The sequence below is a fragment of the Mesorhizobium sp. M7A.F.Ca.ET.027.02.1.1 genome (genome assembly GCF_004022985.1).
In the GTDB taxonomy this organism is placed as follows: Bacteria; Pseudomonadota; Alphaproteobacteria; order Rhizobiales; family Rhizobiaceae; genus Mesorhizobium.
The window spans coordinates 1-674 of sequence record NZ_RZOL01000881.1 but is presented as its reverse complement, the minus strand read 5'-3'; the positions used below and the strand labels follow the sequence as shown (position 1 = coordinate 674).

The 674-nt window shown below is 66.9% G+C and carries 1 protein-coding gene and 1 pseudogene; both read right to left on the bottom strand.

Going from position 1 to position 674, the window contains the following annotated elements:
- Positions 1–94: 94 nt before the first annotated feature.
- Positions 95–181, bottom strand: a pseudogene (locus tag EN749_RS39330) (IS66 family insertion sequence element accessory protein TnpB); the annotation flags it as partial.
- Positions 182–207: 26 nt separating this feature from the next.
- Positions 208–594, bottom strand: coding sequence for a transposase (locus tag EN749_RS36780; protein WP_281061972.1), 387 nt, complete (start codon positions 592–594; stop codon positions 208–210).
- Positions 595–674 lie beyond the last annotated feature (80 nt).

Sequence of the window (674 nt, the reverse complement as noted above, 5' to 3'; positions counted from 1 at the left end):
GCATCTAAATATTATGTGGCGGAGGCAAGCTGGGTTTGGCCGGCCCTGCCGGGCGTCAGGGCGGCTCCGCCACATAATCTCGCCCGACGCATAAGAACGGATCGGCGCCCATCGTCTCGCGCACCAGCGCCGCCAAGCCCTCCGCGCCCTTGCGGAAGCCCACCGGTTTCGTCGCCACCATCACCTTGACCGCACCCGTCGGCCTGATCACGACGGCGCCTTCAGCGCACGGATCACCGCCGCCACCGTCCTGGCGTCGGCGCCACGGCCGACCCGCATCGCAACGCCGTCGATCTCCAACTCGATCACGCCGGCATCCCGGGCGGCTTTCCGTTTCCGCGGCTTCGGCGGACCCTTTGCAGGTGTCTCCGACATTGGCGCCGCAATCACCGCAGGAACAAACAATGGCTCCGGCGCCGGCGCCTCTTCCAACGGCAGACGCGCGGCCCGACGCCAGGCGAACAGCTGCTGCGGGGACAATGCATATCGCCGGGCCACCGCGCTCACGGTCTCGCCGGCATCGTAGCTTTCCGCCACGATCCGCGCCTTCTCCTCCGGCAACCATGCGCGACGCCGGCCGGAACCCGTGAACACCTCGAAACGTCGCGCGGGCTCGTGATCGCTGGATTTAAGCGTAAGCTCTGAAATCGTCAATCGAAGCCCTCAAAGGCTCC